Genomic DNA, 21,341 nt, shown 5'->3' with positions numbered 1-21,341 from the left:
CGCTCCTCAGGCGAAACCAACGTCGGTTTCTTTGCGTTTCTTGTAGTGAGTGACGGTGATCGCCGCGACGATCACCAGACCGATCACCACGTTCATGAAGTAGCTGGACACGCCGATCAGGTTGAGGCCGTTTTTCAGCACGCCGATCAGGAAGACGCCCATCAGCGTGCCGACCACGCTGCCCTTGCCGCCATTCAGGCTGGCGCCGCCCAGCACCGCCGCCGCCAGCACGTCGAGCTCCCCGCCCACCAGCGCGTTGGGCACCACTTCCCCCATGCGATACACCTGCACCAGGCCGCCGATCGCCGCCATCGCCCCCAGATAGCCATAGGCGAACAGATGCAGCAGGCCAACGCGGATGCCGATGCGCCGCGCCGACTCCGCATCACCGCCCACGGCAAACAGCTGGCGCCCGAGGTGCGTTTTGTTCAGCAGCAGCCAGGTCAACAGCGCCACCGCCAGCATCACCAGCGTCGGCAAACCGAGCTGATAGCTCTGTTCACCCAGTTGGAACGGCAGCACGCTGCGCGGCAACGTCCACCAGTCCGGCAATGCGTACAGGCTGCGGCCGTTGGTCAACCACATCAGCATGCCGAACAACAACGCCTGCATGCTGATGGTGACAATGATCGAGACGATACGCAGGCAGTAGATCAGCAGCGCGTTGACCATGCCGAGCGCGGCGCCGAACGCCAACGCCAGCAAAATGCTGCCCGCTGGGTTGGCCAGGCCGTAGTGCGTCGCCAGCGTGGCGATCAGGTACTGCACCACCGAGGCGACCGCGGCGAAGGAGATATCGATGCCGCCGGTCACCAGCACCACAAACAGGCCGAGGGCGAATATGCCGCTCACCGCGTAGCTTTCGCTGAGATCGAGCAGGTTTTGCACCGTCAAAAAACGATCGCTAAGCAGTGAAAAGACGATGACCGTCAGCAGCAGTACCCAGGCCAGATAGCCTTCGTTGCCGCGCGGTTTCAAACTGAATCTACGCATTGACCGCCTCCGCCAGCTGTTGCTGGCTCACCTGCCCCGGCAGGTATTCGCCGATCACGCTGCCGCCGCTGAAGTGCAGCACCCGATCGCAGTTGTAATACACCTCCGGCACCTCGTCGGAGATCAGCAAAATGGCGATCCCCTCCTGCGCCAGCAGATGGATCAGTTGGTAGATGCTGGCCTTGGCGCCGACGTCGACGCCGACGGTCGGCGAATCGAGGATCAGGATCCGCGGCTGGGTCAGCACCCACTTGGCCAGCACGATCTTTTGCTGATTGCCGCCGGACAGCGTCGAAACCGCCTGATCCGGATCCGCCACCCGCACGCCGAGCTTGGCGATCCACTCCGCGACGATGCGATTCTTGCGGTAGTCGTCGATCAGGCGAAAGCGCCCGCGCAGCTTATCGAGAATGGTCAGCACCGCGTTATCCGCCACCGACTGTTGCTGCACCAGCCCCAGCGTCAGGCGATCCTCCGAGACGTAGCCGATGCCGGCCTTGATCGCGTCCTCATGGCCGCGAAAGCGCACCGGTTTACTGTCGAGGTAAAGCTTGCCGCTGTCCGGCCGGGTCATGCCGAACAGGCTCAGCGCCAGCTCGGTGCGCCCGGAGCCGAGCAACCCGCACAGCCCGAGCACCTCCCCCTGATGCAGCCGGAAGCTCACATCCTGATACTGCCCGGCGCGGCTGAGACGATCCGCCTCCAGCATCACCCGATCCTTATTCATGCTCGGTGACTTCAGGCGATAATCCAGCTTCAAGCCGGTCATCAGCTCGGTCAGACGATCGCCGGTGATCTCCGCCGCCGGCCAGGTGCCGACTTTGTTACCGTCGCGGATCACCGTGACGCGATCCGAGATCTCCAGCACTTCGTCCAGCCGGTGGCTGACGAACACCACGCAGATGCCCTGCGCTTTCAGATAGTCCACCGTACGCAGCAGCTGGTTGACTTCGGTGCGGGTCAGCGAGGCTGTCGGTTCATCCATGATCACCAGCCGCGCTTCCGCCACCAGCGCGCGGCAGATCGCCACCTGCTGGCGCTGGGCGATCGGCAACTCCGCCACCCGTTTGTCGAGATCCAGATTAAAACTCAGCGCCTGCAGCAGGCGCTCGGCGGCGCGCCGCAGCCTGGTCGGGCGGTGCCACCCCAACAGCCCGCGCAGGTTGTGCTCAAAGGCGATGTTTTCCGCCACCGTCAGGTTGGGAAACAGCGACAGATCCTGATAGATCACCTGAATGCCGAAGGCGCGCGCCTGATCAGGCGACAGCCGGCCGAAGGTTTGCCCATCAAGAGTAATGCGGCTGCCATCATCCGGTTGATACACGCCGGCGATCGCCTTGATCAGCGTGCTCTTGCCGCAGCCATTGGTGCCGGCCAGGCAGTGCACCTCCCCCGGCATCAGCGCCAATGAAATATCGTTCAGCGCGCGCTGCCCGCCAAAGGTCATCGACAGCTGTTGCAGTTCGATAAGCGGCGCGCCCTGCATTGCCGTATTGCCGGAAATCGCCATGATTACAGCCCCATCTTCACCAGCTTCGGCAAGTTTTGCTTATCCAGGCTTTCGGTGGCGTTGCCGAGAATGGTGTGCTGCTGCGCATCCACCTGCACCTTGCCCATGCCTTCGATGGTCATGCCATCGGTGATTTTTTCGCCCTTGTGCATCATGTCGGCGATGCGCACGAACACTTCGCCCGCCACCATCGGATTCCAGATATAACCGCCCTTGATGGCGCCGCGATTGACCAGCGAAGCGCCCTGCCCCGGGCTGAACGGCCCGATGACGCAGATATCGTTGATTTTTCCGCGGTTGAGCACCGCGCGCCCGGCGCCGATCGGCCCCTGCGAACCGAACGCCAGCACGCCTTTCAGATCGGGATACTTGGCCATCAGATCGTTGGTGGTGCGTACGCTGTCATCCAGCGATTCCCCCACGCCGAACTTGTCGCCCACCAGCTGCATGTTCGGGTAGTGCTGCTTCTGGTAATTGATGGCCGAGTCCGACCAGGTGATGTGCAGCGGCACCGTCAGGCTGCCGACGTATACCGCGTACTTGCCCTGCTCTTTCATGCAGGCGGCCAGCGCTTTCATGTGGTTGACCCCGTGCTGCGAGGCGTCCACCAGCTCAAAATCCCAGTCGGCGTACTTCTGGCCTGGGGATTCGTGCACGATCACCTTGATGCCCGCTTCCTGCGCGCGCTTGAGCACCGGCTCCAGCACCCGGGCGTCGTTCGGCACCACGCCGATGATGTCCACCTTCTGCGCAATCAGATCCTCGATGGCGCGCACCTGCAGCGCCGGATCCGCCGCCGTCGGTCCGACCATCCAGGCGTCGATGCCGCGTTTGGCGCTCTCGCTTTTGATGCCGGCCTCCATGGCGTTGAACCAGGGAATGCCGCCGATCTTCACCACCACGCCCATTTTCAGCTTATCCGCCGCCTGCGCGGAGACCGACAGCAGCAGCGAGGCAAACAGACCGACCAGTACGGATTTTTTCATTGTTCTCTCTCCACAAGTGTTGGCTGTAATAAAGGGTTTTCGTTGTTGTTATCGCGCCGCCCTTTTCGCGGCGGGTGAAACTTCAATCACGTCGACGTTGTTCCAGGCCAGTTCCTGACGAAATTCGTCGTCGCTGAGCCTGTCGGTGATTAAGGTATCTATCTCCCGGTAGTGGCAGATACGCGCGAACGAGCGGCGGCCGAACTTGTTGCTGTCCACCAGCAGGAACTTGCGCTCCGAGGCCAGCAGCATCTGTTGCTTCAACCGCGCATGGTGCTCGTTGCTCTCGCGGATGCCGCCGTCCTGGCAAATGCCGTGGCAGGAGAAGAACAGCTTGTTGATCACGAACTCTTTCAGCATCTGCTCCGCCAGCACGCCGATAAAATCCTCGTACTTGGCGGAATACTCGCCCCCCAGGCCGATGGTGCGCACGTTGGCCTTGCAGGCCAGCGTCTGGATGATGTGCAGCGAGTTGGTCAGCACCACCAGCGAGATATCCGGCAGCTGGCGCGCCAAAAACCAGCTGGTAGAGCTGCTGTCCAACAGCAGGCAATCCCCCGGCGCGATAAACTCCAGCGCGCGTTTGGCGATGCGCGTCTTCTGCTCCGGCGCCTCGTTGCTGCGCTGGCGGAAAGATTCCCCCTGGTCTATCTCGGCGGGCACATAGGTTTTCTCCGCCGCCGGCGGCTCGACGAACACCGCGCCGCCGTGGCTGCGCAGCAGCAGGCCGCGCCGTTCAAGCAGGGCCAGATCACGCCGCGCCGTCTCGATAGAGATGTGGCACAGCTGCGCCACCTCCTGCACCATCACGCGGCCGCGCTGGCTCAAGACTTCGGTGATAAAGCGATGACGTTCTACAGGCAGCATGTTTCTTTTCTCCTCCACGACGATGATTACGATATCGATTTGCCGCGCCGCGTTTTGCGCGCAGACGCAAAGCGCATCGCCCCGCGATCGGGCAACGATCGCGCTGTGATAGTTGTCAAAAAAATCGGGAAGGAAATGAAATGAATAATTACGAAAGTGTGGAGTAACAGACAGTTATGATGCGCGACCGCCTGAGGCAGACTGGCGAGAAACGGTAAACGGTCACAATTCCACGTTCCGCAGCATGACCGTTAATGACCGTTTGTGTGGTTTTGACCGAACGCTGCCGAGCGGCAGCTAATGCTGGTAGGCTTTACCTGAAAAACAGCAAAAAAATCCGGTGAGAATCTCACCGGATCGTTAGCCGCCTGACACACATTATTCCTCGTGCTCATGCTCTTTCAACATCGCCTCACGCAACACGGCGTTCAGGCGTTTCTGATAGCCTTTGCCTGGCCGCTGAAGCCAGGCCAACACATCCGCATCGATTCGGATGGTCTTCGATACTTTCATCGGCTTATAAAAACGCCCCTGAACCGCAGTCTGCCACGTTTCTTCCCCCAGCGCCGGCGCATCGGCATAATCGATGCCCTCGTCCGGCAACGCACTCAGTGAAGCAATTTGCGCTTTCTGCTCCTCCGTCAACGGCGGGAGTACGCTATGGGCCAGATTTTTGGCGGAATTTTTGCGCTTCATGTCTTCCCCTCTCTTTGCCATCGGCCTTGCGTGCTGAAATGATACGCACGATCTCTACTGTATCGCCTTCGACATCCGTTTCGATCGTCGTATGTGCCACCAGCAACAGCAAACAGGATCCGACCATACCGATCGTTTGCCAACGTTCTTCTCCATCCTCGATCCTTTCCAGCACAGCCAAATGGTTGGGATCCAGAAAAACCCGTTGCGCTATCTCAAAACTGACACGGTGTTTGCGCTGGTTACTGTGATTTTTATCCTGATTCCATTCAAAATAAACATACATTTTTGTAACTACATTTTGGTTGTTATTTAATCAAAATACCTCACCTCCGAAGGGATGTCAAAATTCTCCGGATGCGTTCAACGCCCGCCTGCGGCCTCGATAAAGGTGCCGGTCACGTAAGACGCGGCGTCAGACAGCAGCCAGGCGATCGCCTCCGCCACTTCCTGCGGCTGGCCGCCGCGCTGCATCGGCAAACTGCTCTTCACGCGATCCACCCGGCCGGGTTCGCCACCGCTGGCGTGTATCTCGGTATAGATAAGCCCAGGCCGCACGCCGTTGACGCGGATGCCCTGCGCCGCCACCTCCAGCGATAGCCCGATGGTCAACGAATCGACGGCGCCTTTCGAGGCGGCATAATCCACGTACTCCCCCGGCGCGCCTAAACGAGAAGCGGCGGAAGACACATTGACGATAGCGCCGCCCTGCCCGCCATGACGCTGCGCCATGCGTTTCACCGCCTCGCGGCAACACAGGAAGTAACCGGTGACGTTAGTGCCGAGCACCTGATTGATACGCTCGGCGGTCAACTGTTCAATGTTCGCCTGCCGGAACAGAATGCCGGCGTTGTTGATCAGCGCGCTGAGCGTGCCCAGCCCGGCATCCAGCGCCCTGAACATCGCCATCACCTGCGCTTCATCGGCCACGTCGGCCTGCAGCGCCAACGCCTTGCCGCCCTGCGCCTCGATCTCCGCCACCACCTGGCGCGCCGCATTTTCGTCACGCAGGTAATTCACGCCCACCGCATAGCCCTGCCGGGCCAGCAGCAGAGCGGTCGCGCGGCCAATCCCCCGGCTTGCGCCGGTTACCAATGCCACTTTCGTCATACTGTTTTTTCTCTGGTTAACGATATCAACACAGCGGCCTGCCCGCAGGCGCCCCGTATGCCCGTCAGAGTATAGAGCGGCGTCCTAAAAACCGCTTCAAAGCTGAGCCAGGCGGCGCAGCTGCTTTTTAATGCGCGACTTGGCGCAGCCGTAAGCATCCGTCGCCGCCGCCTGATGCACCCGCTGCAAAGCGGAAGCATGATGGCCGCCGTGGCTATGGCTCTGCGCATCACCGCGAAAAGACAACAGCAACAGAACGAGCAGCATCGCCACGCTTGAATACATCAGCCGCCGCGAGGCGCCCGCGTTCGGGAAACCTTCAGTCTGCATGTTTCGCTCCCCCAGCCATGATTTCGAATGGCAGCAAAATAACTGAAATTCTTCCGTGCTCCCTTAACGCGAGATTAAAGCCAGATTAAGGTTTGCTTAAGAACGCGCAGGCCGAGCAGGTTTCCCCGTTGTCTTCCCGTCAGCGTTATAGTTAGATAAGCGCGACTCAAGGATCTCAGCGGAAATAACGTGAACATACTGTTGGTGGAAGACGACCTGCAATTAGGCAAGGCGCTGTGCCGCGCATTGGAGCTGGCCGGCTTTAATTTGTGCTGGGTGCGCCTGATCGCCGACGCGGAAAATAAACTTTCATCCGGCGGATTCGATCTGATGCTGCTGGATCTCACGCTGCCGGACGGCGACGGTTTGCAGAAGCTGATCGCCTGGCGCGCCGCCGGGCAAAATATCCCGATCATCATCCTGACCGCCCGCGACCGCATTGAAAGCCTGGTGAACAGCCTGGACTCCGGCGCGGACGACTTTCTGGCCAAACCCTTTGCGCTGCCCGAACTCATCTCGCGCGTCAAGGCGGTCAACCGGCGCATGGCGGGCTTCGCGTCACAAACATGGAGCCTCGGCGCGCTGTATCTCGATCCGGTCAACCATCAGGTCATGCTGGATAACGAATTGCTGATGCTGTCGAAAAAAGAGTATCACCTGCTGCACGAACTGATGCGTTGCGCCGGCACCGTGGTGCGCAAAGCGGTGTTGGAACAGCGGCTGTTCGGCCACGGCGACAGCGTGGAAAGCAACTCGCTGGAAGTGCACATGCATAATTTACGGCGCAAGATCGGTAAAGAAAGAGTGATTACCGTACGCGGCATTGGCTATTTGCTGAAGAAAGAGTAGCGGAATGATCGGTTTCAAATCCTTCTTTATGCGCACCATTATTTTCCAGGTGCTGGCCATTTTATTATTGTGGGGGCTCCTCGTCGCCTGGGTGAAATATTGGTATTACCCCGACATGGAGAAATATTTCGATAACCAGCAACGCATCGTCGCTGCAGGCATCGCCAATATTCTCGACGAAACAGGCACTGACAATATCGATTACCGCGGCATCATCAAGACTATTGAAGGCATGTACATTGATTCCATCAATAACGGCATGCAGGATGAAATCGACTATCACCCGCTGTTTGTGGTTTACGATCGAGACAACCGGGTGCTTTACAGTTCGCAAACGCAGGGAGAGCCGCTGCGCCTGCCGCCTTCGGTGCTGTCCGGTTCCGTCAATTACGCCGGCGCCAACTGGCATCTCGCCGGCAGCTGGAGCGAAAAGCGCCAGTACCGGGTGATCGTCGGCGAATCGTTCAACGATCGCACCACGCTGTTCGGCAATCCGGCGGAGAGCACCGCCGTACCGCTGCTGGGTATTCTGGCGGCCATCATCGTCACCTTGCTGTTTACCGCCTATTTCAGCCTGCGGCCGCTGCGCCAGATCGCCCGCACCATCTCCGATCGCCAGCCTGGCAACCTGTCGCCGATCAACGTCAGCGAGCAGTATCAGGAAATCCGGCCGGTGGTGATGGAGGTCAACAAACTGATGGCCCGCATCGACGCCGCCAATCAGCGCGAGAAACGGTTTATGGCCGACGCCGCGCACGAACTGCGCACGCCGATCGCCGCCGTGCTGGCGCAGCTGCATTTGCTGACCCAGGTCACCGAGCAGCAGGAACGCCGGGAGATCATCGGCGACATGCAACAAGGGCTGGATCGCGCGGCGTCGCTGTCACGCCAGCTGATCAACCTGGCCAAGCTGGAGGCGGAAGATTTTCCGCTGAAGATTGAGGCGGTGGACATCTACGCCGAAATTGGCAAATGCATCGCGCAGCACGTTCCCTATGCATTGGAAAAGGATGTGGAACTGTCGCTCGACGGCAGCGAGGATGTGGTGGTGAGCACCGATCGCCGTGCGCTGATCGCCATCTTCACCAATCTGCTGGACAATGCGCTCAAGTACGCGCCCCCCGGCAGCCGTATCGAAGCCAATATCCGCTCGCTGGCGCCGCTCGGCTGCTATATTACGTTGCGCGACAACGGCCCAGGAGTAAGCGAAGAACACCGTTCCCGCCTGTTTGAGCGCTTTTACCGCGTGCCCGGCACGCAGCAAACCGGCAGCGGGCTCGGATTGGCCATCGCCCGCAACCTGGCCGACAAAATCGGCGCGCAGCTGCGCGTCACCGAAGGCCTCGACGATCGCGGCATCGGCTTCATCATCGATTTGCCGGAAAGTTACCGGCCACAGACTGAGAGCGAACCACGACCATGATTGCCCCTGTTCTGCTGCAACGGCAGCAACTCGACCGGCTATGGGATATCGACCGCAGCGAAATTATCGACACTCTGTATCGCCTGCAGGACGGCAAGTTGCACCCCTACCCGGACTACTACGATGTACGCGGCTGGGATCCGCACGATCGGGAAACCTATACGCCGATCCACGAAGCGTGCTTCGATCGCGGCGGGGCGTTCTTCGCGCTGTTCGAAGGCGAGGAGATCGCGGCGGCGGCGGCGCTGGACACCGAACCGCGCGGCCCACAGCGGGATCTGCGCCAGCTGCTGTTCTTTTACGTCAGCGCGCACAAACGCGGCCAGGGGTTAGGCAGGCAGCTGTTCCAGCTCTGCCTGCGTCAGGCGGCGCAAGACGGCGCCGCCGGGCTGTATGTCTCCTCCATCCCCAATAAAAGCACCGTAGACTTCTATCTGGCGCAAGGCTGCCGACTCATCGAACAGCCGGATACGGAATTGTTCGCCCGTGAGCCGGAGGATATTCATCTGGTCTGCCCTTGCCGCTAACGGCCGGGGCTTAACGGGCGATGCGTATCACCGAACGCACGTCACTTTTCTTATTCAGATCCCACACCTCGGCGATCTCCGCCAACGCGTGTTCCTGCGTCTCGATAGTGAGCGCTCCGGTCGCCGCCAGCGTCAGAATCTCGGTCGCGTAGCGCTGCATTTCCGGGATCGGCGGGAAGTTGCCGGTGCCGCTGCCGAGGATCTGCAGCTGATTGCTGCGCAACACCGCCGCCGGCAGCCGGATGTCCGGCGCGGCCATCGAACCGACGTTGACCAAGCGAATGCCGCGTCCGCCGGCGTAAGACGAGAGATCGTGATTATTGAGCGTCGCCAGCAGCGCTTCGGTCGCCGGCCCCCAGATGTAATCGACGATCACCTGATAACCGCCCGGCCCCGCCGCCGCCGCGAAGGCCTGCGTCAGCGCCTCGCCCTGCAGGCTTAGATCCACCGTGGCATCCACGCCCAACGCTTCCAGCACGCTCAGCCGACGGCCGGCGGCAACGATACGCCCTGCCCCTGCCTGACGCGCCGCGGCAACCGCCAGCTTACCTGAGGTGCCGGTGGCGCCGATGATCAGCACCGTTTCACCGGGCTGCAGATCCGCCCGCCAACGCAGCGGCAGCCAGGCGGCGAAGGCCGGATTGATCAGCGCTGCCGCCGTGGCGTCGTCCACCGCCTCCGGCACCGGCACCGTCCATGACGCGACGCTGCGCTCAGCCATCGCACCGTAAGGACGGCGGAAGGAGGCAAAGTACACCCGTTTTCCGTCCGCCGTACGGCCCACGCCGTCGGTGCCGGGCACTATCGGCAATTGCTTCGGGCTGGAATAGTGGGTGCCGGCGACGGTGGCGCGATCCAGCTGTTTGATGCCGGCCGCCAGAACGTCGATCGGCACTTCATTCGCCTGCGCCTGGGGCTCCTCAAAGGTGCCGAAAACCGGGGCTTGCCCCAGCGCTGTTACGATTGCCGCTTGCATGGTGACTCCTCAAATCGTGGGAACGTACAGGAAAGAATAGGCCGCTATAAAATAAAAAGGGACACCGCATGATGCGGTGTCCCCCGAACACAAACTTTGCCGAACGTGTTATTCGTAATCGCTCATCGGCACGCAAGAGCAGAACAGGTTACGGTCGCCGTACACGTCGTCCAGACGCTTAACGCTCGGCCAGTACTTGTTCTCGCGTACGCCGGCCACCGGGAACACCGCCAGCTCGCGGCTGTACGGGTGCTGCCAGTCGTTGACCAGCTCCGCCTGCACGTGCGGCGCATTCACCAGCGGGTTGTCTTCCAGCGGCCATTCGCCTTTGGCGACGCGGTCGATCTCGCTGCGGATCGCCAGCATCGCATCGATAAAGCGATCCAGCTCCACTTTGCTTTCCGACTCGGTCGGCTCGACCATCAGCGTGCCCGCCACCGGGAACGACATGGTCGGCGCGTGGAAGCCGAAGTCAATCAGGCGCTTGGCGATGTCCATTTCGCTGATGCCGGTCTCTTCCTTCAGCGGACGAATGTCGAGGATGCATTCGTGCGCCACGCGGTGATCGCGGCCGGTATACAGAATCGGATACGCGTCTTTCAGACGGGTGGCGATGTAGTTGGCGTTCAGGATCGCCATCTGGCTGGCCTGCTTCAGGCCTTCCGCGCCCATCATGCGGATGTACATCCAGCTGATCGGCAGGATGGAGGCGCTGCCGAACGGCGCCGCGGAGACCGCGCCCTGCTGGGTGGTTACGCCGTCGATCTGCACGACGCTGTGGCCCGGTACGAACGGCGCCAGGTGCGCTTTCACGCCGATAGGGCCCATGCCCGGGCCGCCGCCGCCGTGCGGGATGCAGAAGGTTTTATGCAGGTTGAGGTGCGACACATCCGCGCCGATGTAGCCCGGCGTGGTGATGCCCACCTGGGCGTTCATGTTGGCGCCGTCCAGATACACCTGACCGCCGAACTGATGCACGATCTGGCACACTTCACGGATGGTTTCTTCATACACGCCGTGGGTCGACGGGTAGGTCACCATGATGCAAGAGAGTTCTTCGCCTGCCTGCTCCGCCTTGACGCGCAGATCGTGCAGATCGATGTTGCCGTTCTTGTCGCAGGCGACCACGACCACGCTCATGCCCGCCATCTGGGCGGAGGCCGGGTTGGTGCCGTGCGCCGAGCTCGGGATCAGGCAGACGTGACGGCCCGCTTCGTTGCGGCTTTCGTGGTAGCGGCGGATCGCCAGCAGGCCGGCGTATTCGCCCTGCGCGCCGGAGTTCGGCTGCATGCACACCGCGTCATAGCCGGTCAGCTGCACCAGCCACTGAGACAGTTGGCCGATCATCTGTTGGTAACCGGCAGCCTGCTCCGGCGGGCAGAACGGGTGCAGTTCGGAGAATTCAGGCCAGGTGATCGGGATCATTTCCGCCGCGGCGTTCAATTTCATGGTACAGGAACCCAGCGGGATCATCGCCTGGTTCAGAGCCAGATCCTTACGCTCCAAGCGATGCATGTAACGCATCATCTCGGTTTCGCTGTGATAACGGTTGAATACCGGGTGGGTCAGGATCGGATCCTGGCGCAGCATGGCGGCCGGGATCGATTGACTGTTTTTGCTCACCGCCGCGTCCAACGCGTCGATGTCCAGACCGTGATTGTCGCCGGCCAGCAGTGCGAACAGCGTTTGCACGTCTTCACGCGAGGTGGCTTCATCCAGCGTGATGCCCACGGCGCCGTGGATGTCGGTACGCAGGTTGATGCCGAAGCTCAGCGCACGTTCCAGCACGGCGGCCTTGTCTTTCACTTCAACGGTCAGGGTGTCGAACCAGGTGTTGTGGCGCAGCGTCAGGCCGGCCTTCTGCAGCCCGGCGGCCAGAATGTCGGTCAGGCGATGGATGCGCCCGGCGATGCGCTGCAGCCCTTGCGGGCCGTGATACACCGCATACAGGCTGGCGATATTGGCCAGCAGCACCTGCGAAGTACAGATATTCGAGTTGGCCTTCTCGCGGCGGATATGCTGCTCGCGGGTCTGCATCGCCATGCGCAGCGCGGTGTTGCCGGCGGCATCGCGGGAAACGCCGATGATGCGGCCCGGCATCGAACGCTTGAACTCGTCGCGGCAGGCGAAGAAGGCGGCGTGCGGGCCGCCGTAGCCCATCGGCACGCCGAAGCGCTGCGCGGAGCCGAACACCACGTCGGCGCCCTGCTTGCCCGGCGCGGTCAGCAGCACCAGGGCCATGATGTCGGCGGCCACGCTGGTGATGATTTTGCGCGATTTCAGTTCGGCCAGCAGCGCGCTGTAGTCGTGCAGTTCACCGGTGGTGCCCACCTGCTGCAGCAACACGCCGAACACGCCGTCCAGCTCCAGCACTTTTTCCGCTTTATCGACGATGACGTCGAAGCCGAAGGTTTCGGCGCGGGTGCGCACCACGTCCAGCGTCTGCGGATGCACGTCGTCAGCCACGAAGAAGCGGTTGGCGTCTTTCAGCTTGCTGGCGCGTTTGGCCAACGCCATCGCCTCGGCGGCGGCGGTGGCTTCATCCAGCAGCGATGCGGAGGCCAGATCCAGGCCGGTCAGATCGAGGGTCACGGTCTGGAAGTTCAGCAGCGCTTCCAGACGGCCCTGCGACACTTCCGGCTGATAAGGGGTGTAAGCGGTGTACCAGCCCGGGTTTTCCAGCATGTTGCGCAGGATCACCGGCGGCGTCAGCACAGCGCTGTAGCCCATGCCGATATAGGATTTGTAGCGCTGATTCTGCGAGGCGATCGCCTTCAGCTCAGCCAGCGCCTGGTGTTCGGTCGCCGCGTCGCCAACCGGCGGCGGCCCCGGCAGCTGAATGTCCGCCGGCACGATCTGTTGGATCAGCGCGCTGAGCGAGCGAGCGCCCACCGCTGCCAGCAACTCCTGGCGTTGTTCCGCAGAAGAGCCGATGTGGCGTTCGATGAACGCTTCGCTGTGTTCGAGTTGGCTGAGTGTCTGAGTCATTGCTACAAATTCCTGAATGCTTGCGTGATACGGGATATAGCTTGAACGGTAACTAAAACGCCCCGGGCGAAAGGCCTGGGGCGTGGGCACAATTACTCGTCGATCGAGGCCTGATAAGCCGCGGCGTCCAGCAGGTTCGCCAGCTCGCCTTCGTCGGAGGCTTTAATCTGGAACAGGAAGCCGTCACCGTAAGGTTCGCTGTTCACCAGCTCCGGGGAGCTTTCCAGCTCGCCGTTCACCGCCACGATTTCACCGCTGATTGGTGCGTAAATGTCCGACGCCGCCTTGACGGATTCCGCCACGGCGCAATCTTCACCGGCGGCGACTGTGCGGCCCACTTCAGGCAGATCGACAAATACCATATCGCCCAGCAGTTCCTGCGCGTGTTCGGTGATGCCTACGGTGTAAACGCCGTTACCTTCTGAACGAACCCACTCGTGGGAGGATGCGTATTTCAATTCTGTTGGCACATTGCTCATCGCCGGTTACTCCTTCGAAGAAATAAAAAATCAATCAATAGAAATTAATTTGCCAGCGGCTTGCCGGCGCGAACGAAACCGGGCTTGGTCACTTTAACCGGCATCTCGCGGTTGCGGATCTGCACGATAGCCTGCTCGCCGATGCCCGCCGGCACACGCGCCAGCGCGATGCTGAAGCCCAGCGTCGGGGAGAACGAACCGCTGGTGATCACGCCTTCGTGGGTTTGCCCCGCCGCGTCGGTGAAACGCACCGGCAGCTCATTACGTAATACGCCTTTTTCCGTCATGATCAAGCCGACCAGTTGCTCGGTGCCCTGCTCGCGCTGTTGTTCCAGCGCTTCGCGGCCGATGAAACGGCGATCTTCCGGCTGCCAGGCGATGGTCCAGCCCATGTTGGCGGCCAGCGGCGAAACGCCTTCATCCATCTCTTGCCCGTAGAGGTTCATGCCCGCTTCCAGGCGCAGGGTGTCGCGCGCGCCCAGACCGGCCGGCTTGACGCCCGCGGCCAGCAATTTTTGCCAGAAATCCGCCGCCTGCTCTTTCGGCAGCGCGATCTCATAGCCGGCCTCGCCGGTGTAACCGGTGGTGGCGATGAACAGCTCGCCGGCCTGCACGCCGAAGAATGGCTTCATGCCTTCGACCGCGCTTTTTTGCTCCGGGGTGAACAGGGTGCCAGCGCGCTCTTTGGCCTGCGGGCCCTGCACCGCGATCAGCGCCAGATCGTCGCGCACCGTCAGCGCGACGCCATACGGCGCGGCGTGCTCTTCGATCCAGGCCAGGTCTTTGTCGCGGGTGGCGGAGTTCACCACCAGGCGGAAATAGTCTTCAGTGAGGAAATAAACGATCAGGTCGTCGATCACGCCGCCGGAGGCATTCAGCATGCCGGTGTACAGCGCTTTGCCGGGTTGGGTCAGTTTGGCGACGTCGTTCGCCAGCAGGTAGCGCAGGAACTCGCGGGTGCGGGCGCCGTGCAGATCCACAATGGTCATGTGAGACACGTCGAACATGCCGGCATCCTGACGCACCGCGTGGTGCTCATCGAGCTGCGAGCCGTAGTGCAGCGGCATCATCCAGCCGTGAAAGTCTACCATGCGCGCACCGCACGCCACGTGCTGGTCGTACAGTGGGGTTTGCTTTGCCATCTTTTCCCTCTTTCCACTCGTCGCTAGAAGTTAGGGTGCTGCCACGCAATGCGGCGGAGACTGGCTCGCGGCCCGATCGCCATGGCGCACTGACTGCTCAACACAAATGCTGCGCCGGGACGGGCGGAAACTGCGTGCAACCGCCGTGACGCAAACGATACCTTTCCCTCGAACTTATCACCGAACGACCACATTAACCATAAGTTAAAATAGGCTCATCGCCGTTCCCGGGCGGTAAAACGCCGGGCTAGTGTGCAGAGTTTTTCACTGGAAAAATGCGCCTTAAGGCACAAAATTAACAATTAAAGCGGCAAAACACCGAACTTATATAACAAACCTATGGCCGCACATGGGATCCGGACTTTTGATAACCGAACATGGAATTAGAAAAAGTAATGATAAAAAGCGGCTGAAATTAGATTATTTCAAATGAGGGGTTATATAAGGAAACGCGATGGCATAAGGCGAGAAGCGCGAGCCCGCTGCGGGCTCGCAGAAGGCAGGTGTCAGGCAAGCCACTCGGGCAGATCGTTCAGGCCCATCGCCTGACGCACCAGCTTCGGTTTGACGCCCGGCAGGCTGTCCGCCAGCCGCAGCCCCACGTCGCGCAACAGCTTTTTGGCCGGGTGGTTGCCGTCGAACAGTTCGCGGAAACCCTGCATGCTGGCCAGCATCACCGCCGCGCCGTGTTTGCGGCGGCGCTCATAGCGGCGCAGATAGAGGTGTTGGCCAATATCCTTGCCCTGCCGTTGCAGGCGACGCAGTTCGGAAATCAGCTCGGCGGCGTCCATAAAGCCCAGGTTCACGCCCTGTCCGGCCAGCGGATGCACGGTATGCGCCGCATCGCCCACCAGCGCCAGGCGGTGCGCCGCGAAGCTGCGCGCATAGCGGCCGGTCAGCGGGAACGCCAGCCGTTCGCTTTCCAGGCTGCAGGCGCCCAGACGCATATCGAAGGCCATCGCCAGTTCGCGGTTGAATTGTTCCGGCTCCAGCTGCTTGAGACGCTCGGCCTCTTCCGGCGCGACCGACCAGACGATGGAGCTCAAATGCGGATCGCTGAACGGCAGGAACGCCAGAATGCCGTCGCCGTGGAAAATTTGCCGCGCCGTGGCCTGATGCGGCTCTTCGGTGCGGATGGTGGCCACCAGAGCGTGGTGGCGATAGTCCCAGAAGGTAAGCGGGATATCGGCATGCTGGCGCAGCCACGACTGGGCGCCGTCGGCGCCAATCACCAACCGGGCGGTCAGCATACGGCCGTCCTCCAGCGTGATGAAGGCGTCATTCTCGCCCCACGCCACCTGCTTGAGCGCGGCCGGGGTAATCAGCGTGATGTCCGACAGGCTTTCGGCGCGTTTCCACAGCGCCTGCTGGATCACCGAATTTTCGATGATGTGGCCGAGATGGCTGAAGCCGCACTCATCGCCGCGGAAGGCGATTTTGCCGAAGCTGTCGCGATCCCACACTTCCATCGCGTTGTAAGCGCTGGCGCGCTGCTGGAGGATGTCGTCCCACACGCCGATGTGCTGCAGCAACCGCTCGCTGGCGGCATTGATGGCGGAGACGCGCAGCGCAGGCTGCTCCGACGGCGGCGTCATCTCCGGCTGGCGCTGCTCCAGCACAGCCACGCGCAGCCCGCTGCCCTGCAAGCCGCAGGCCAACGCCAGCCCCACCATACCGCCACCGGCGATAATCACGTCAAATGATTGCATGCTGCTCGATTTCCTTAAATAACGCGCGACGCCTTGCCGCGCCGCGTTTTTGGGCGCGCCACAGGGCGCCCGATTCTGTGTCTAACGTTCCACCCAGCCCAGCGTACGCTTGGCGAAGGCGTCGCGCACCGCCGGCAAACGCGCCATCGCCATCAGCCCCAGATTGCGGCCGACCACCAGCGGGCTATAACGATTGGCGAACAGGTGGATCAACCCATCGGTCACGCCGATCGTCGCCTGCTGATCGTTTTGCCGCCGCTGCTGATAACGGCTCAGCAATGCGTAACCGCCGGCATCTTCGCCGCTGTCTGCCGCTTCCGCCAGCGTTTCCGCCAGCGACATCACGTCGCGCAGACCAAGATTGAACCCCTGCCCGGCAATCGGATGCAGCGTCTGCGCCGCGTTGCCCACCAGCGCCAGCCGGTGGCTGACATGGCGATCGGCGGTCAGCAGGCCAAGTGGATAACTGTGCCGCTTACCGGCCTTGAGGATGCGCCCCAGCCGCCAGCCGAAAGCCTGTTGCAGCTCGGCGATAAAACGCGCGTCGTCCCAGGCATCCACCCGGGCGCGATCTTCGCGCGCATGGCACCACACCAGCGAACTGCGCCCCTGCGACATCGGCAACAGCGCCAGCGGCCCATAACGGGTAAAGCGCTCGAAAGCTCGCCCCTGCGGATCTTCCGCCGTGGTGACGTTGGCGATGGTGGCGAACTGCGGATAGTCCTCCTGCCGCCACTGCACGTTGCAGGCCTGCGCCAGCGCCGAACGCGAACCGTCGGCCGCCACCAGCAGCTGCCCGCGCAGACGCTGGCCGTTGTCCAGCAGCACTTCCGCCCGCTCCGCGGTGCGGATCACGTCCACCACCCGCGCGGGGCAGTGCAGCGTGACGCCCGGCGCCTTCGCCAGCAGCGCAAACAGCCGCTGCCCGGCGTCGTGCAGTTCGATCACCTGCCCGAGCGCATCGACCTGATAATCCTGCGCCTGCAGATTAACGAAACCGGCGTGACCGCGATCGCTGACGTGCACCTGAGTGATCGGCGTGGCGCAGTCGCGCAGCGCCGGCCAAACGCCGATGCGCGCCAGCTGTTGGCAGGTGCCCTGCGCCAAAGCAATGGCGCGGGCGTCAAAACCAGGATGGCTGCGGTCGTCCGGCCGGGTCGCCTCGACCAGATCCACCGCCATTCTTCCCTGAGTAAGTGACGAGATAGCCAGCGCCAGCGTCGCGCCCGCCATACCGCCGCCAACGATAATTACGCTCATGCTATGACCTTGCCGCCGCCATCAACGCTTCGATGGCATCGGCATCTTTCACTACGGTGGCGGTCAGGTTTTCATTGCCGTCGGCGGTGATCACGATGTCGTCCTCGATGCGGATGCCAATGCCGCGGTATTCCTCCGGCACGTCCGCATCCGGTGCGATGTACAGCCCCGGTTCCACGGTCAGCACCATGCCCGGCTCCAGCAGCCGATCGCGGCTCGGCGTGCCGTAGTGGCCGACGTCATGCACATCGAGCCCCAACCAGTGGCTCAACCCGTGCATAAAGAACTGACGGTGGGCCTGCTCGGCGATCAATTGATCGACTTCACCTTTCAATACGCCCAGCTCCACCAGCCCGACCACCATGATGCGCACCACTTCGTCATTGACTTCGCGGATGCTGGTGCCGGGTTTGAACAGTTCCAAAGCGCGCTGCAGCGACGCCAGCACAATGTCGTACACCGCGCGCTGCGGCCGGCTGAACTTGCCGTTGACCGGGAAGGTGCGGGTGATGTCGCCGGCGTACCCCTGGTACTCGCAACCGGCGTCGATCAGCACCAGATCGCCGTCGCGCATCTGGCTCTCGTTCTCGGTGTAGTGCAGGATGCAGCCGTTTTCGCCGCTGCCGACGATGGTGTTGTAAGACGGATAACGGGCGCCGAGGCGGGTGAATTCATGATGAATTTCCGCTTCCAGCTGGTATTCGAACATGCCCGGGCGGCATTTTTCCATCGCGCGGGTATGCGCCAACGCGCTGATCTCACCGGCGCGGCGCATCACCGCCAGCTCTTCCGGCGATTTGAACAGGCGCATGTCGTGCAGCCACGGCCGCCAGTCGGTAACGGTGGCCGGCGCCTGCAGATTCTGGCGGAACCCCTTGCGCAGCTTGTCCAACGCGCCGAACAGGATCTGATCGGCATAGGCGTATTCGCCCTGCGCGTGGTAGACCGCATCCAGGCCGTTGAGCAGCAGGTGCAGTTGGTCATTGATTTCATCGAACGGCAGCGCGCGATCCACGCCCAGCTTCGCCGGCGCGGCGTCTTGCCCCAGGCGGCGGCCAAACCAGATTTCCGCCGTCAAATCGCGCACCCGGTTGAACAACACGCTGTGGTTGTGCGTTTCATCGCTTTTAATCAGCACCAGCACCGCTTCGGGCTCATTGAAGCCGGTCAGGTACCAAAAGTCGCTGTTCTGCCGGTAGGGATAGTCTGAATCTGCACTGCGCGTCGTTTCCGGCGCAGAGAAAATAACCGCCGCGCTGGCCGGCGCCATTTTCGCCAACAGCGCCTGGCGGCGGTTGTTGAATTCCTGCTGAGTCATTGCCTTCTCCTGAAATCATGCCATCCGCACCGCCGGCGGAGGGGCGATAAAACGTTTAGTGCAACGTCGGTTTGATGTTTTCCGGTGCCGTCGGCTTGTGACGGGCGAATTCGCCGTGGCACATGATGGCGGCGACCCGCACATACTCCGCCACTTCTTCCAGCGACTGTTCCAATTCTTCCTGATCTTCGTCTTCGTCGTAGCCCAGTTGCGCGATGTTGCGCAGGTCGTCGATCGCTTCACCGACTTCGTCTTTCACCTGGGCCAGCTTCGGCTGCATCATGCCCAGCCCGAGCAGGAAGTGGTTGACCCAACCGGCCAGCGCGTCGGCGCGATCGAACACGCTGACGATCTCCCCTTCGGGCAGCATCAGTTGGAACAGGAATTCGTCATCTTCCAGCGTGTCGCGCGTCGCTTCATACAGCTGTTGCAGCGGTTGGCTGAGCGCCTGCGGGAAGGCGACGCCTTCGTTGGTCAGATCGTGCACCAGCGCCTGCCAGCCGGCGTCACGGCTGCCGCCGCACAGCAGGCCGCTGATCAGGCCGTGCATTTCTGCCGCGGTCAACGCCACCGACTGCTGGTTGAGGGCCACGGTTAAAGATTGGTAACTTGGAAATGTATTCTGTATAGACATGCGCATTCGTCATCGTTGGCAGGATAAGTTCGTGTTATGCTACCACCAAGGTCCGTCGCTATACCAGATAAGCGCGACACCTCAGTGGCTAGTTATAATCGCGATGTGGCAGGTTTCACACTGCGCCGGCGGGTGGCGAAAGTGCGGTAAATACGCATTTTGAAACCCTTTTTTGACTGGCAATGTGCGCCACAGTAGATTACAACCAGGTACTGAAAAAGGGGTTGTATCTTGGTACCGAGGTATATATAGTGGCGCCCGCTTTGACGGCCCGGCCAGGGCGGACAAGGCTGGCGCGAAATTTAGGCAGGAAGGTGGCATGTCTGCACAACCGGTAGATATTCAAATTTTTGGCCGCTCGTTAAGAGTCAATTGCCCGCCAGAACAACAAGATGCGTTGAATATGGCGGCGGACGATCTTAACCAGCGGTTGCAAGATCTTAAAGTTCGCACTAGAGTCTCCAATACTGAGCAACTGGTTTTCATCGCGGCATTGAACGTCTGTCACGAACTTGCTCAAGAACGGTTGAAAACCCGTGACTATGCGTCCAATATGGAACAACGCATACGGATGCTGCAGCAGACCATTGAACAAGCGCTGCTTGAACAAGGTCGCATCTCTGAACGTCAGGATGCACAATTCGAATAACTTAAGTTGTTGAAATCAAAGTTTCGGCAACGAGTACAAAATTTCTCTGAGATGTTCGCCAGCGGGCCAGTCCCCTGAGCCGATATTTAGTACAAACAGAATGTGTTGCTCCGCGATCGGTGAGCACGCTCGGTGCGCCGAGAAGCCTTAAGATTGCGACGGCACGTTCACCTTGAACCATGGGTTCAAGGGTTACAGCCTGCGACGGCATCTCGGAGATTCCCCTTCTCAGCGGTTTATGTGTGCTGAACGCCACACTGAGCAAGCCTGATACGATGTCTTTTCAACCCCAATTCGCGCAGCAGCGCCAAGCCATTCGTCAACTCATTCGCCAACGTCGGCGCGAGCTTACGCCGGGCCAGCAACGCTTTGCCGCAGACAAGATAGCCGAACGCCTCGTCGCGCATGAACGCATTCAGGCGGCGCACAGCATCGCGGTGTTTTTGTCGTTTGACGGCGAACTCGATACCGGGCCGCTGATCGAGCGGCTGTGGACGCTCGGCAAACGGGTTTACCTGCCGGTGCTGCATCCGTTCAGCCCAGGCCACCTGCTGTTCCTGCGCTATGCGCCGGAAACGCCGCTGGTGCGCAACCGCTTCAATATTCTCGAACCGCGCCTCGATGTGCGCCAGGTGTTGCCGCTGGGTGAACTGGAGGTGGTGCTGACGCCGCTGGTGGCGTTCGATCATACCGGGCAGCGTCTGGGCATGGGCGGCGGCTTTTACGATCGCACCCTGCAAAACTGGCGCAGCGGCGGCCCCTATCCCATCGGCCTGGCCCATGATTGCCAGCAGGTGGAGCACCTGCCGACCGAACATTGGGATATCCCGCTGCCGGAAATCCTCACCCCGCTCTGCAGCTGGGCGTGGCATGAGCCCAAATAGCAAAAGGCCGG

Annotated in this window: 21 protein-coding genes and 1 other RNA gene; 6 read left to right on the top strand and 16 right to left on the bottom strand. The window is 61.2% G+C overall.

Features of this window, described 5'->3' with window-relative positions; all coding sequences use genetic code 11:
- Positions 1-6: 6 nt before the first annotated feature.
- From CRO23_RS04080 to CRO23_RS04045, 8 genes are all read right to left on the bottom strand, one after another.
- Positions 7-993, bottom strand: coding sequence for an ABC transporter permease (locus CRO23_RS04080; protein ID WP_016929986.1), 987 nt, complete (start codon positions 991-993; stop codon positions 7-9).
- Positions 986-2,503: a sugar ABC transporter ATP-binding protein gene (locus tag CRO23_RS04075; protein WP_097101427.1), complete on the bottom strand. Its 1,518-nt coding sequence runs from the start codon at positions 2,501-2,503 to the stop codon at positions 986-988. Before CRO23_RS04075 ends, CRO23_RS04080 begins: the two co-directional genes overlap by 8 nt.
- 2 nt (positions 2,504-2,505) lie before the next feature.
- Positions 2,506-3,489: a substrate-binding domain-containing protein gene (locus tag CRO23_RS04070; RefSeq protein WP_079452408.1), complete on the bottom strand. Its 984-nt coding sequence runs from the start codon at positions 3,487-3,489 to the stop codon at positions 2,506-2,508.
- Positions 3,490-3,537: 48 nt separating this feature from the next.
- Positions 3,538-4,356: a DeoR/GlpR family DNA-binding transcription regulator gene (locus tag CRO23_RS04065; RefSeq protein WP_097101425.1), complete on the bottom strand. Its 819-nt coding sequence runs from the start codon at positions 4,354-4,356 to the stop codon at positions 3,538-3,540.
- Positions 4,357-4,734: 378 nt separating this feature from the next.
- A complete protein-coding gene (locus CRO23_RS04060; RefSeq protein WP_016929995.1) occupies positions 4,735-5,052 on the bottom strand; it encodes a BrnA antitoxin family protein in 318 nt (105 codons plus the stop codon).
- Positions 5,015-5,338, bottom strand: a complete 324-nt coding sequence (locus tag CRO23_RS04055) for a BrnT family toxin (RefSeq protein WP_097101423.1) — start codon at positions 5,336-5,338, stop codon at positions 5,015-5,017. Before CRO23_RS04055 ends, CRO23_RS04060 begins: the two co-directional genes overlap by 38 nt.
- Positions 5,339-5,415: 77 nt before the next feature.
- On the bottom strand, positions 5,416-6,162 hold the full coding sequence (locus tag CRO23_RS04050) for an SDR family oxidoreductase (RefSeq protein ID WP_097101421.1): 747 nt from the start codon (positions 6,160-6,162) through the stop codon (positions 5,416-5,418).
- A gap of 96 nt (positions 6,163-6,258) precedes the next feature.
- Entirely contained in the window at positions 6,259-6,492 is a 234-nt protein-coding gene (locus CRO23_RS04045; protein WP_016929998.1) for a hypothetical protein, read from the bottom strand.
- A gap of 189 nt (positions 6,493-6,681) precedes the next feature.
- Here CRO23_RS04045 and CRO23_RS04040 point away from each other — a divergent pair, with 189 nt between their 5' ends.
- The 3 genes from CRO23_RS04040 to CRO23_RS04030 are packed head-to-tail and all read left to right on the top strand — an operon-like array spanning position 6,682 to position 9,291.
- Entirely contained in the window at positions 6,682-7,341 is a 660-nt protein-coding gene (locus CRO23_RS04040) for a response regulator (protein WP_016929999.1), read from the top strand.
- A 4-nt stretch (positions 7,342-7,345) separates the two neighbouring features.
- Complete coding sequence (locus CRO23_RS04035) at positions 7,346-8,764, top strand: ATP-binding protein (RefSeq protein WP_033639452.1); 1,419 nt, start codon at positions 7,346-7,348, stop codon at positions 8,762-8,764.
- A complete protein-coding gene (locus CRO23_RS04030; RefSeq protein WP_028127694.1) occupies positions 8,764-9,291 on the top strand; it encodes a GNAT family N-acetyltransferase in 528 nt (175 codons plus the stop codon). Before CRO23_RS04035 ends, CRO23_RS04030 begins: the two co-directional genes overlap by 1 nt.
- Before the next feature lie 10 nt (positions 9,292-9,301).
- Here CRO23_RS04030 and CRO23_RS04025 read toward each other — a convergent pair whose 3' ends face one another.
- From CRO23_RS04025 to CRO23_RS03990, 8 genes are all read right to left on the bottom strand, one after another.
- Positions 9,302-10,267 (bottom strand): quinone oxidoreductase family protein, encoded by a 966-nt coding sequence (locus CRO23_RS04025; protein ID WP_048797028.1) that lies wholly within the window; start codon positions 10,265-10,267, stop codon positions 9,302-9,304.
- Positions 10,268-10,375: 108 nt separating this feature from the next.
- Positions 10,376-13,255, bottom strand: coding sequence for an aminomethyl-transferring glycine dehydrogenase (gene gcvP / locus CRO23_RS04020; RefSeq protein ID WP_004931634.1), 2,880 nt, complete (start codon positions 13,253-13,255; stop codon positions 10,376-10,378).
- Between the two features lie 92 nt (positions 13,256-13,347).
- Positions 13,348-13,734 (bottom strand): glycine cleavage system protein GcvH, encoded by a 387-nt coding sequence (gcvH, locus tag CRO23_RS04015; RefSeq protein WP_016930003.1) that lies wholly within the window; start codon positions 13,732-13,734, stop codon positions 13,348-13,350.
- A 44-nt stretch (positions 13,735-13,778) separates the two neighbouring features.
- A complete protein-coding gene (gene gcvT / locus CRO23_RS04010; protein WP_016930004.1) occupies positions 13,779-14,876 on the bottom strand; it encodes a glycine cleavage system aminomethyltransferase GcvT in 1,098 nt (365 codons plus the stop codon).
- A 506-nt stretch (positions 14,877-15,382) separates the two neighbouring features.
- The gene (gene ubiI, locus CRO23_RS04005; RefSeq protein WP_016930005.1) at positions 15,383-16,585 is read right to left on the bottom strand and encodes an FAD-dependent 2-octaprenylphenol hydroxylase; all 1,203 of its coding nucleotides are present in this window, start codon (positions 16,583-16,585) and stop codon (positions 15,383-15,385) included.
- 81 nt (positions 16,586-16,666) lie between these two features.
- Positions 16,667-17,845 (bottom strand): 2-octaprenyl-6-methoxyphenyl hydroxylase, encoded by a 1,179-nt coding sequence (gene ubiH / locus CRO23_RS04000; RefSeq protein ID WP_028128314.1) that lies wholly within the window; start codon positions 17,843-17,845, stop codon positions 16,667-16,669.
- A 1-nt stretch (position 17,846) separates the two neighbouring features.
- Positions 17,847-19,163, bottom strand: coding sequence for a Xaa-Pro aminopeptidase (gene pepP, locus CRO23_RS03995; protein ID WP_016930007.1), 1,317 nt, complete (start codon positions 19,161-19,163; stop codon positions 17,847-17,849).
- A 55-nt stretch (positions 19,164-19,218) separates the two neighbouring features.
- Positions 19,219-19,797 (bottom strand): YecA/YgfB family protein, encoded by a 579-nt coding sequence (locus CRO23_RS03990; RefSeq protein WP_028127696.1) that lies wholly within the window; start codon positions 19,795-19,797, stop codon positions 19,219-19,221.
- Positions 19,798-20,116: 319 nt separating this feature from the next.
- Between CRO23_RS03990 and zapA the strand changes: the two genes are divergently transcribed.
- The 3 genes from zapA to CRO23_RS03975 all read left to right on the top strand — a co-directional run bounded on the left by zapA (position 20,117) and on the right by CRO23_RS03975 (position 21,330).
- Entirely contained in the window at positions 20,117-20,446 is a 330-nt protein-coding gene (gene zapA, locus CRO23_RS03985) for a cell division protein ZapA (RefSeq protein WP_004931621.1), read from the top strand.
- 40 nt (positions 20,447-20,486) lie between these two features.
- Positions 20,487-20,669: non-coding RNA, 6S RNA (gene ssrS / locus CRO23_RS03980), on the top strand.
- A 52-nt stretch (positions 20,670-20,721) separates the two neighbouring features.
- Positions 20,722-21,330 carry a 5-formyltetrahydrofolate cyclo-ligase gene (locus CRO23_RS03975; protein ID WP_049300360.1) on the top strand — a complete coding sequence of 203 codons (609 nt, stop codon included), beginning with the start codon at positions 20,722-20,724 and terminating at the stop codon, positions 21,328-21,330.
- Positions 21,331-21,341: the final 11 nt, after the last annotated feature.

Source organism: Serratia sp. JKS296 (assembly GCF_900215445.1).
Lineage (GTDB): Bacteria > Pseudomonadota > Gammaproteobacteria > Enterobacterales > Enterobacteriaceae > Serratia > Serratia marcescens.
This window is presented reverse-complemented; position numbering and strand designations above follow the sequence as displayed.

What these genes read in the sequence shown, in the direction of transcription:
- CRO23_RS04080 (WP_016929986.1), bottom strand. Translation starts at nt 993, where the DNA reads ATGCGTAGATTCAGTTTGAAACCGCGCGGCAACGAAGGCTATCTGGCC.
- CRO23_RS04075 (WP_097101427.1), bottom strand. Translation starts at nt 2,503, where the DNA reads ATGGCGATTTCCGGCAATACGGCAATGCAGGGCGCGCCGCTTATCGAA.
- CRO23_RS04070 (WP_079452408.1), bottom strand. Translation starts at nt 3,489, where the DNA reads ATGAAAAAATCCGTACTGGTCGGTCTGTTTGCCTCGCTGCTGCTGTCG.
- CRO23_RS04065 (WP_097101425.1), bottom strand. Translation starts at nt 4,356, where the DNA reads ATGCTGCCTGTAGAACGTCATCGCTTTATCACCGAAGTCTTGAGCCAG.
- CRO23_RS04060 (WP_016929995.1), bottom strand. Translation starts at nt 5,052, where the DNA reads ATGAAGCGCAAAAATTCCGCCAAAAATCTGGCCCATAGCGTACTCCCG.
- CRO23_RS04055 (WP_097101423.1), bottom strand. Translation starts at nt 5,338, where the DNA reads ATGTATGTTTATTTTGAATGGAATCAGGATAAAAATCACAGTAACCAG.
- CRO23_RS04050 (WP_097101421.1), bottom strand. Translation starts at nt 6,162, where the DNA reads ATGACGAAAGTGGCATTGGTAACCGGCGCAAGCCGGGGGATTGGCCGC.
- CRO23_RS04045 (WP_016929998.1), bottom strand. Translation starts at nt 6,492, where the DNA reads ATGCAGACTGAAGGTTTCCCGAACGCGGGCGCCTCGCGGCGGCTGATG.
- CRO23_RS04035 (WP_033639452.1), top strand. Translation starts at nt 7,346, where the DNA reads ATGATCGGTTTCAAATCCTTCTTTATGCGCACCATTATTTTCCAGGTG.
- CRO23_RS04025 (WP_048797028.1), bottom strand. Translation starts at nt 10,267, where the DNA reads ATGCAAGCGGCAATCGTAACAGCGCTGGGGCAAGCCCCGGTTTTCGGC.
- gcvP (WP_004931634.1), bottom strand. Translation starts at nt 13,255, where the DNA reads ATGACTCAGACACTCAGCCAACTCGAACACAGCGAAGCGTTCATCGAA.
- gcvH (WP_016930003.1), bottom strand. Translation starts at nt 13,734, where the DNA reads ATGAGCAATGTGCCAACAGAATTGAAATACGCATCCTCCCACGAGTGG.
- gcvT (WP_016930004.1), bottom strand. Translation starts at nt 14,876, where the DNA reads ATGGCAAAGCAAACCCCACTGTACGACCAGCACGTGGCGTGCGGTGCG.
- ubiI (WP_016930005.1), bottom strand. Translation starts at nt 16,585, where the DNA reads ATGCAATCATTTGACGTGATTATCGCCGGTGGCGGTATGGTGGGGCTG.
- ubiH (WP_028128314.1), bottom strand. Translation starts at nt 17,845, where the DNA reads ATGAGCGTAATTATCGTTGGCGGCGGTATGGCGGGCGCGACGCTGGCG.
- pepP (WP_016930007.1), bottom strand. Translation starts at nt 19,163, where the DNA reads ATGACTCAGCAGGAATTCAACAACCGCCGCCAGGCGCTGTTGGCGAAA.
- CRO23_RS03990 (WP_028127696.1), bottom strand. Translation starts at nt 19,797, where the DNA reads ATGTCTATACAGAATACATTTCCAAGTTACCAATCTTTAACCGTGGCC.
- zapA (WP_004931621.1), top strand. Translation starts at nt 20,117, where the DNA reads ATGTCTGCACAACCGGTAGATATTCAAATTTTTGGCCGCTCGTTAAGA.
- CRO23_RS03975 (WP_049300360.1), top strand. Translation starts at nt 20,722, where the DNA reads ATGTCTTTTCAACCCCAATTCGCGCAGCAGCGCCAAGCCATTCGTCAA.